This is a genomic window from Neisseria flava, from assembly GCF_982712965.1.
Window position 1 is genome coordinate 1 of record NZ_CEXQBZ010000051.1, and the last position, 9329, is coordinate 9329.

The following is a 9329-nucleotide window of genomic DNA, read 5'->3' on the forward strand; positions in this document are numbered from 1 at the left end:
TGCCTCGCCTTGCCGTACTATCTGTACTGTCTGCGGCTTCGTCGCCTTGTCCTGATTTAAAGTTAATCCACTATAAAAAACATCTTCGCCGTCATTCCCGCGCAGGCGGGAATCCAGACCTGCCCGCACAGGAACTTATTGGATAAAACGGTTTCTTCAACTTTACGATCCGGATTCCCGCCTGCGCGGGAATGACGATTCAGGTATTTCTATATCGAATCCGCTATAGCTATATTTTTATATCAACCTTACTATCAAGCCGCGTTGTCGAAGCCGCTGTGGCGCAGCAGTGCGTCTATACTCGGTTCGCGTCCGCGGAAGGCTTTGAAGGATTCCGCCGCGCTGCGGGAGCCGCCGACGGCGAGGATTTCCTGCCAGAAGCGTTTGCCTGTGGCGGCGACGTCGTCGCTTTCTTCAAAGGCGGCGTAGGCGTCGGCGCTGAGGACTTCCGCCCATGCGTAGCTGTAATAGCCTGCGGAATAGCCGCCGGCGAAGATGTGGCCGAAGCTGTTGGCGAAGCGGTTGTATTCGGGCGGTTGGATGACGGCGACTTCTTTGCGCACGCTGTCTAAAACCTGCGGCCAGTTTTTCAGACGGCCTTCGTCGTCTTCGCTGTAAATGGTCATGTCGAAGAGGGCGAACTCCATCTGGCGGACGAGGAACATGCCGCGCTGGAAGTTTTTGGCGGCGAGCATTTTGTCGAAGAGTTCTTTCGGCAGGGGCTCGCCGGTTTCTTCGTGGGCGGACATTTGTGCCAAGACGTCGTATTCCCAGACGAAGTTTTCCATAAACTGGCTGGGCAGCTCGACTGCGTCCCACTCGACGCCGTTGATGCCGGATACGCCCAGTTCGTCCACTTGGGTGAGCAGGTGGTGCAGGCCGTGGCCGGTTTCGTGGAAGAGGGTAAGGATTTCGTCATGGCTCAGGCGGGCTTCTTTGCTGCCGACGGGCGGGGTGAAGTTGCAGACGAGGTAGGCGGTGGGTAGTTGCAGCGTGCCGTCGGCAAAGCGGCGGCGGCCTTTGTAGTCGTTCATCCACGCGCCGCCGCGTTTGCCTTCGCGGGCGTAGAGGTCCATATAGACGCCGCCTATGGTTTTGCCGTTTTGCTCCAGCTCGAAGTAGCGCACGTCTTTGTGCCAGACGGGAACGGTTTTTTCGGTAAATCCAATGCCGTAGAGTTTTTTGATTTGGGCAAACAGACCGGCCAGAACTTTGCTGACGGGGAAGTATTTTTTGACTTCGGTTTCGCTGAATGCGTATTTGGCTTCGCGCAGTTTTTCGCTGGCGTAGCTCAAGTCCCACGGCTGCGGGTCGGCGAGGTTCAGGCGTTCGCGGGCGAAGGCTTTGACTTCGGCGAGGTCTTTTTCGGCGTAGGGTTTGGCGCGGCGGGCGAGGTCGTGCAGGAAGGTGAGGACTTGTTCGGGCGTGTCCGCCATTTTGGTTGCCAATGACAGCTCGGCGTAGTTTTTGAAGCCGAGCAATTTGGCGGTTTGCAGGGCGTTTTCGAGGGTGCGGTCGATGTTTGCGGTGTTGTCGAATTTGCCGTCGTCTGAAAGTTCGCTGGCGCGGGTAACGTAGGCGCGGTAGATTTGTTCGCGCAGTTCGCGGTTGTCGGCGTATTGGATGACGGCGAGGTAGTGCGGAATCTGTAAACCGATTTTGTAGCCTGTTTTGCCTTCGCTTTGCGCGGCGGCGGCAAACATGGCGAGCGAGTCTTCGGGGATGCCGGCAAGCGGTGCGGCGTCGTCAAAGTAGAGGGCGAAGGCGTCGGTTGCGTCTAAGACGTTTTGCGAGAATTTGGCGGAGAGTTGCGCGCTTTCGGTTTGCAGTTTCGCCAGTTCTGCCTGCTGTTCGGGCGGCAGTTCAGCGCCGCTGAGGACGAAATCGCGCAGGTCGTGGTTGAGCTTGGTTTTTTGTGCGGGAGAGAGGGTGTCGAATTCGGGGGAGTTTTTGATGGTTTTGAAGCGGTTGTACAGCTCGATGTCTTGTCCGATTTCGGTGAAGAAGATGGTGATTTCGGGCATCAGTTCGTTATAGACGGCGCGCAGTTCGGGCGTATCGACGACGGAGTTGAGATGGGACACGACGCCCCAAATTCTGCCGACGCGTTCGGTGATGCCGGTCAGGCGTTCGACGGTGTTCGCCCAGTCGGTGTGCGTTTGGGCTTTGACTTCGGCAATCTGCGCGCGCGCTTCGGCGATGGCAGTTTGCAGGGCGGGTTTGATGTCGGCGGTTTGGATGGCGTCGAAACGGGGTTCTTCGCCCAAATGGAGCAGTACATTGTCGGTCATAGATGGGATTCCTTCCTTGCGGATAATGGGTTCGGACGGGAGGTCGTCTGAAAAGGGTTTACGGAGACAAACATGGCGGATTTAAATAAAAATCCTGTATCGTCATTCCCGCGCAGGCAGGAATCCAGAAGGCTGAAGTTACTGAAAACTTCCAACAGCCTGTCATTTTAATGTCTGGATTCCTGCCTGCGCGGGAATGACGGCAGGTGTCTGGGTTTTAGGTTTGCCGTTCGGGAAAACCGATTATGTTTTCAGACGACCTGTTTGGATTAGGGGTCGTCTGAAAACGATGGGGGCAAACGATAGGGGAGATATAGTGCCATCTTGTCGGGCTTAAAGCGTCTTTCCCTGTTTTTACGCTATTCTGCGCCACGCGGGTTGGATTGGAGCGGGGCGGCGAGGTCGAGGCTCATCGGTGTGCCGGCGGGGGCGAACACGGCTTGTGCGATATTGGTTTGCAGTGAGTCGGCAAACGCGCCGCGGTAGATTTTCGCGCCTTGGTGGGTCAGGTTGGATTGGACGTCGACATAGACTTCGCCGCCAATTTGCTGCCACAGGCGGCAGAATGTGTAGTCTTCGGAAAGGTAGCGTTTGCTTTCGGGATCGACCATGCAGTCGAAGAAGCGGTAGTGCAGCCCTTTGTCTTCGCGCTTGTAGTCGCTGTCGGAGATGTAGTTCAGCTCGGGGTAGGCTGTCATCATTTTTTCAAACACGCTGCGTTTGATGACCATGAATCCGGTCGGTGCGTCGTCGACTTTCATAAAGCCTTCTTCATCGACGCGCAGGACGATTTCGCCGTTTTCGTTTTTATCGCCTGTGTTGACGGTGTAGGCGGTGTACATCCGCTCGAAATCCGCTTGGGTCGTACCGGAGGGAACGCCTTCGTCCGGCCAGTTTTCGCGTTTCAGCGGATAAATGCCGGCAACGACGTCTTTATCCGCCAAAAGCAGGCGGTAGAACGCTTCGGCGGAAAAGCCGATGTCGGAGTCGATCCAGAAGAGGTGCGTCCATTCTTTGTTTTCCAAAAAGGTCGCCACGCAATTATTGCGCGCGCGGGTAATCAGGCTCTCGCCGCGCTGCATCATCACTTGCAGCGGCCAGCCGTTTTGTGCGCTGGTGTTGACGATATTGAGCAGCGAAAGGACGTAATTGTGAAAATATTTCCCGTCGTGGCTGGGGGTCATAATGACGGGGTACATTTGCGTAAGGGCGGATTCGGGCAACATAGTATTTTCCTGATTATTAATAGATTATGGGGTTAAGCTTGAGGGTTTAGCAGGCGGTATTGTACGCGCAAAAATTCGTCTATGACCGCCTGCTGGATTTCTAAACGCTTCGCCACGGGCGAGGCATAGCGCACGATGATAAGGTACACCTTGTCGTCATGCGGCACGCGGGTTACGCGCGGCTGGGCGGCGGGAGTGATAAACAGCTTCTCCGCCTGAACATTATCCAAATGCTGTTGGATGGCAGGCACATAAGGTCGGCACAAAGGCTCGAGTACGGCTTTCAGACGACCTACAATCTCATCTGAATCCAAATGAATCGGTACGGGAATCTCTACCGTATGAATCACATAATCGCCCAAAATATTGTCGCGGCGGACGGAATGGTTCAAAAGCAGGCTGTTGGGGAACGACAGCGTTTTGCCCGAAAGCTGACCGACTAACGGGTTCGGACCGATCTGCATCATCAGCGTGTTCAAAAGATTAATGTCGACCACCCGCCCGCGCAGGCCGTCAACTTCGATGTAGTCGCCGACTGAATATTGTTTCGTTACCGAGCGCAGGATGCTGCCCGACAAACACATAATCAGCTCTTTCGTCGCCACCACAATCGCCGCCGCCACCGCAAACATCGACAGCGCCAGCGTCTGAATTTGTGTCGCCCAAATTACCGCCAGTCCGAAAATGGTCAAAATCAGCGTCAGATTGCGGCTGAGTACCAAGGAGCGGCGTTTTTCCTCGATGCTGTAATGCGGGTGGCGGCGCAGATACAGGTTCAGCAAAACGCCCCGCAAAACCAGCAGCGCCATGACCATCAGCACCGATTCCACTACTTCCTCGCGCACAGGCAGGGTATGCAGCCATTGCCGTACTGTGTCCCACATAGTGAAAAATCCTATATTTATCTTGATATTGTTTTCAGACGACCCGCAAACCATCGGTACAAGCTGCCAAGCCGTCTAGGAAATGACATTATAAATGATAACGAATGGGGAGGTCGTCTGAAACATTCGCAAGAGGCATATCATCAAAATTGCGCGTTCAGACGACCTTTAAAAGCTATAATGATATACCGTAACACTATGTTAATAAAGAAGAAATTGTTTACTGAGCTGCCAAAAAAGGATACTATAGGGGCGTAACCTAAAGGGTTTGAATTAACCACCGATAACGAGGAATCAAAATGACTTGCAAAATCCACGATCATCACGATCATACCCATGGTGCCGGTTGCGGCCATACCGCCATCAAACACGACGACCATACCGACTATCTGCACGACGGTCATCTGCACCACGAACATAACGGTCATTACGACGAGCACAGCTTAAGCGTCAATGAAACCAATCCCGACGGCTGCCATCCCGTCGACACCTGCCAAGGCCACGTTCACGGCGAAGGCTGCGGCCATGAAGCCGTACCGCATGGCGATCACACCGACTACATCGTCAACGGTCGCCTGCACCATCAACACGGCGACCACTGCGACGATCATGGTCCGGTTGAGATTGTGAAGTAAGCAGTTTTTAGAGCTTAGGTATAAAAAGGTCGTCTGAAATACATTTGGGTTTTCAGACGACCTTTTTACGCTGTGTATAACAAAAAACCTGCCCGAATTATCGGGCAGGTTTTTTGTTAGCTGAATCGAATTAGTTTTTATCCAAGTCGACCAGTTTGTTTTTGGCAATCCAAGGCATCATGGAGCGCAGTTGTGCGCCGACTTTTTCGATTTGGTGGTCGGCATTCAGACGACGGCGTGCGGTCATGCTGGCGTAGTTGGTTGCGCCTTCTTGAATGAACATTTTGGCGTATTCGCCGCTTTGAATACGGTACAGGGCTTTTTTCATCGCTTCTTTGGTAGCAGACGTGATGACTTCAGGGCCGGTAACGTATTCGCCGTATTCCGCGTTGTTGGAAATGGAATAGTTCATGTTGGCAATGCCGCCTTCGTACATCAAGTCCACGATCAATTTCAGCTCGTGCAGGCATTCGAAGTAAGCCATTTCAGGTGCGTAGCCGGCTTCAACCAAGGTTTCAAAGCCGCATTTCACCAGCTCGACTGCGCCGCCGCACAATACGGCTTGTTCGCCGAAGAGGTCGGTTTCGGTTTCTTCGCGGAAGTTAGTTTCAATAACGCCGCCTTTGGTGCCGCCGTTGGCTGCTGCGTAAGACAGGGCGATGTCGCGGGCTTTGCCGCTTTTATCTTGGTAAACGGCGATCAGTGAAGGGACGCCGCCGCCTTTCAGGAATTCGCTGCGTACAGTGTGGCCAGGACCTTTAGGGGCGACCATAATCACGTCCAAGTCGTCGCGCGGTACGATTTGGTTGTAGTGGACGTTGAAGCCGTGTGCGAACGCCAGTGCCGCACCTTGTTTCAGGTTAGGCTCAACTTCGTTTTTGTACACGACGGGTTGGTTTTCATCGGGCAGCAGAATCATCACTACGTCTGCTTTTTTGGTGGCATCGGCCACGGACAATACTTCAAAACCGGCCGCTTCGGCTTTTTTCCAAGAACCGCCTTGGCGCAGTCCGACTACTACGTTTACGCCTGAATCTTTCAGGTTTGCCGCGTGGGCGTGGCCTTGTGAGCCGTAGCCGATGATGGCGACGGTTTTACCTTTGATCAGGGACAGGTCGGCGTCTTTATCGTAATAAACTTGCATTTGATTTCCTTTGGATAAAATGGGTTCCGGCCTTGTGTTGAGGATGCCGGACAGTTGGATTGAGGGTAAAGGGTTAAACGGAGAGTTCTTCCATCAAAACGATTTCGAGTGCGTCGGTTTTGCCGTCGATGGCTTTAACGAAACCTTGGAAATGTTCGCTTGCGTTGTGCGCGTCGATGGCTGCTTGAGATTTCCAATTTTCGACGAAGACGAAACGGTTGGGTTTGCCGATTTCTTGATGTAAATCGTAGCTGATGTTGCCTTCTTCTGCGCGGCTGGCTTTGACCAGGCTTTGGAACAAGGGTTTCAGCGTTTCCGTGTATTCGGGTTTAACGGTAACCAGTGCGACGATTTTAATGTTTGGCATCAATCTCTCCTGCCGTTTTTGTTTTCAGACGACCTATCGGGTCGTCTGAAAACTGACGGTTTTAAATTTTCAAAATACGCTCGCCGCGACCGATACCGGCTGCGCCTGTGCGTACGGTTTCCAAAATTTGGGCGCGTCCGACAGTTTCGAGGAAGGAGTCGAGTTTGTCGGTAGAGCCTGTGATTTCAATGGTGTAGCTGCGGTCGGTTACGTCGATGATGCTGCCACGGTATATTTCGGTCAGACGTAAAAATTCGTCGCGGTCTTTGCCGACGGCGCGGACTTTTACCAGCATCAATTCGCGTTCGACAAAACGGCTTTCGTTCAAATCGACCACTTTAATCACCTCAATTAATTTATTGAGTTGCTTGGTGATTTGTTCGATGACTTGCTCGTCGCCATGGGTAACGATGGTCATGCGCGAAAGGGTTTTGTCTTCAGTCGGGGCTACTGCCAAGGAGTCGATGTTGTAGTCGCGAGCGGAGAAAAGACCGACCACGCGGCTCATCGCGCCTGATTCGTTTTCCATCAGAACAGATAAGATATGTCGCATTGTCGTTCTCCTTACGCTTTCGGGTTTTCGCGCATATGCGGCGGCAGGACCATTTCGTCCAAACCTTTGCCGTTGCCGACCATGGGCAGCACGTTTTGTTTTTTGTCGGTCAAGAAGTCCATAAATACCAAACGGTCTTTTTGTTTGACCGCTTCCAAAAGCGCGCCTTCAACATCGGATTTTTTGTCCACGCGGATGCCGATGTGGCCGTATGCTTCCGCCAGTTTGACGAAATCGGGCAGGGAATCGAAATAGGTTTCCGATTCGCGGTTGCCGTAATACAGCTCCTGCCATTGGCGAACCATGCCGAGGTAGCCGTTGTTTAGGGTAACGACGTTTACCGGAATGCGGTATTGGAAGCAGGTAGACAATTCTTGGATGTTCATCTGAATCGAACCTTCGCCGGTAATGCAGAACACGTCTTGATCGGGGGCGGCAAGTTTCGCGCCCATCGCATACGGCAAACCTACACCCATCGTACCCAAGCCGCCGGAGTTAAGCCATTGGCGCGGGCGTTCGAACGGATAATATTGCGCCGCGAACATTTGGTGTTGCCCTACGTCCGAAGTGATGATGGCGGAGTTGTTGGTGATTTCGGCAAGTTTTTGCACGACGTATTGCGGTTTGATGATTTCGCTGTCGTTGTCAAACCACAGACAGTCTCGCGAACGCCATTCTTCGATGCTTTTCCACCATTTGTCTAAAGAATCGGACGCGGGAGTCGTATCTTGCTTGCCCCACAAGCCGATCATTTCGGTCAACACGTTTTTCACATCGCCGACAATCGGAATATCGACTTTGACGCGTTTGGCGATGCTGGACGGGTCAACATCAATATGAATGACTTTTTTGGCTTTTTCAAAGAATTTGGACGGAACGGATACGACACGGTCGTCAAAACGCGCGCCCACAGCCAACACGACATCTGCGTTTTGCATAGCGAGGTTGGCTTCGTAAGTGCCGTGCATACCCAGCATACCCAAGAATTGTCGGTCGCTTGAAGGATATGCGCCTAGACCCATCAGTGTGCCGGTACACGGTGCGCCCGTCATGCGGACAAACTTCGTCAGCTCTTCCGAAGCATTGCCCAATACCACGCCGCCGCCGAAATAAACGACCGGACGTTTGGCGGAAGCCAACATTTGGACGGCTTTTTTAATCTGCCCGATATGGCCTTGCACGACAGGTTGGTAAGAGCGGATAAAGATGTCTTCCTGCGGATAGCTGAATTTCGCCATCGCCTGCGTTACATCTTTAGGAACATCGACCACGACCGGGCCGGGTCGGCCACTGGCGGCGATTTGGAATGCTTTCTTGATGGTCTCGGCAAGCTCGTTGACATTGGTTACCAAGAAATTGTGTTTGACGCACGGACGGGTAATGCCGACCGTATCCACCTCTTGAAACGCATCCGTACCGATGAGCGAATTGCCGACCTGTCCGCTGATGACTACCATCGGAATCGAATCGCTGTATGCAGTGGCAATGCCAGTCAACGCATTGGTCACGCCCGGTCCGGAAGTCACCAGCGCAACGCCGACTTTGCCGCTGACGCGCGAATACGCATCTGCCGCGTGTACCGCCGCCTGCTCGTGGCGTGCCAGGATATGCTTGAATTTATTGAGTTGGAAAATAGCGTCGTAGATTTCGATGACTGCGCCGCCCGGATAGCCGAAAACATACTCTACACCTTCGGCTTTGAGACTTTGCACTATGATTTGTGCACCTGATAATTGCATAATGACCTCTTTTATACGGCTTCAAACCAATAGGGGCAACCCGCCTCGCCACAGCACCTGTAATGCAAGCCCTCCAAGCAGCGGTTTAGGGTACGCGCATTGAAGAAACACGGCGACAGTCAGACTGTCCAATCAATTGGGATGAAACACAGAGTTTATGAATGAAAGAATGCAAACGATAACGCAAACCGCCTGTTCAATCAAGACAAAATCTTTCATCTTTTAACGTTGTTTGAATATTGTGAAGATTGTTTTTTGATTTTTATAGGATAAATATGATTTGGGTTTCTTGGTTTTTGTATCTTTGTCCATAAAATTGTTGACATTTTGAATGTAGGATTGAAAGGTGCTTTCTCAGTTTGATTCATAAGAAAAGGTCGTCTGAAAACTGAACTGCACCCCAAAAGTTGGAGACATACCCTCCAACCACCAAGGTGCAGTTTTTTTATGAGCAAATATACATTACACTTCAAATACCAAGCCGTACTCC

Annotated in this window: 8 protein-coding genes; 1 reads left to right on the forward strand and 7 read right to left on the reverse strand. The window is 52.4% G+C overall.

What is annotated here, in order from left to right:
- Positions 1-254 precede the first annotated feature (254 nt).
- From AC5M9B_RS03355 to AC5M9B_RS03365, 3 genes are all read right to left on the reverse strand, one after another.
- Positions 255-2291 carry a M3 family metallopeptidase gene (locus AC5M9B_RS03355; RefSeq protein WP_455007390.1) on the reverse strand — a complete coding sequence of 679 codons (2037 nt, stop codon included), beginning with the start codon at positions 2289-2291 and terminating at the stop codon, positions 255-257.
- A gap of 359 nt (positions 2292-2650) precedes the next feature.
- Entirely contained in the window at positions 2651-3517 is an 867-nt protein-coding gene (locus AC5M9B_RS03360; RefSeq protein ID WP_455007389.1) for a hypothetical protein, read from the reverse strand.
- A gap of 32 nt (positions 3518-3549) precedes the next feature.
- The gene (locus AC5M9B_RS03365) at positions 3550-4401 is read right to left on the reverse strand and encodes a mechanosensitive ion channel family protein (protein ID WP_070496035.1); all 852 of its coding nucleotides are present in this window, start codon (positions 4399-4401) and stop codon (positions 3550-3552) included.
- A 299-nt stretch (positions 4402-4700) separates the two neighbouring features.
- On the opposite strand from AC5M9B_RS03365, the gene AC5M9B_RS03370 reads away from it, so the two are divergent.
- A complete protein-coding gene (locus AC5M9B_RS03370; RefSeq protein ID WP_003744687.1) occupies positions 4701-5036 on the forward strand; it encodes a hypothetical protein in 336 nt (111 codons plus the stop codon).
- A gap of 130 nt (positions 5037-5166) precedes the next feature.
- Here the strand turns inward: AC5M9B_RS03370 and ilvC are convergent, their stop codons facing one another.
- From ilvC to ilvB, 4 genes are all read right to left on the reverse strand, one after another.
- Positions 5167-6180, reverse strand: a complete 1014-nt coding sequence (gene ilvC / locus AC5M9B_RS03375; RefSeq protein ID WP_019271110.1) for a ketol-acid reductoisomerase — start codon at positions 6178-6180, stop codon at positions 5167-5169.
- A gap of 73 nt (positions 6181-6253) precedes the next feature.
- On the reverse strand, positions 6254-6547 hold the full coding sequence (locus tag AC5M9B_RS03380) for a putative quinol monooxygenase (protein ID WP_070654369.1): 294 nt from the start codon (positions 6545-6547) through the stop codon (positions 6254-6256).
- A 61-nt stretch (positions 6548-6608) separates the two neighbouring features.
- Positions 6609-7100, reverse strand: coding sequence for an acetolactate synthase small subunit (gene ilvN, locus AC5M9B_RS03385; RefSeq protein ID WP_029609678.1), 492 nt, complete (start codon positions 7098-7100; stop codon positions 6609-6611).
- A gap of 11 nt (positions 7101-7111) precedes the next feature.
- Positions 7112-8839 (reverse strand): biosynthetic-type acetolactate synthase large subunit, encoded by a 1728-nt coding sequence (gene ilvB, locus AC5M9B_RS03390; protein ID WP_019271109.1) that lies wholly within the window; start codon positions 8837-8839, stop codon positions 7112-7114.
- Positions 8840-9329 lie beyond the last annotated feature (490 nt).

Coding starts and splice junctions, on each gene's coding strand:
- AC5M9B_RS03355 (WP_455007390.1), bottom strand. CDS start 2,291: ATGACCGACAATGTACTGCTCCATTTGGGCGAAGAACCCCGTTTCGAC.
- AC5M9B_RS03360 (WP_455007389.1), bottom strand. CDS start 3,517: ATGTTGCCCGAATCCGCCCTTACGCAAATGTACCCCGTCATTATGACC.
- AC5M9B_RS03365 (WP_070496035.1), bottom strand. CDS start 4,401: ATGTGGGACACAGTACGGCAATGGCTGCATACCCTGCCTGTGCGCGAG.
- AC5M9B_RS03370 (WP_003744687.1), top strand. CDS start 4,701: ATGACTTGCAAAATCCACGATCATCACGATCATACCCATGGTGCCGGT.
- ilvC (WP_019271110.1), bottom strand. CDS start 6,180: ATGCAAGTTTATTACGATAAAGACGCCGACCTGTCCCTGATCAAAGGT.
- AC5M9B_RS03380 (WP_070654369.1), bottom strand. CDS start 6,547: ATGCCAAACATTAAAATCGTCGCACTGGTTACCGTTAAACCCGAATAC.
- ilvN (WP_029609678.1), bottom strand. CDS start 7,100: ATGCGACATATCTTATCTGTTCTGATGGAAAACGAATCAGGCGCGATG.
- ilvB (WP_019271109.1), bottom strand. CDS start 8,839: ATGCAATTATCAGGTGCACAAATCATAGTGCAAAGTCTCAAAGCCGAA.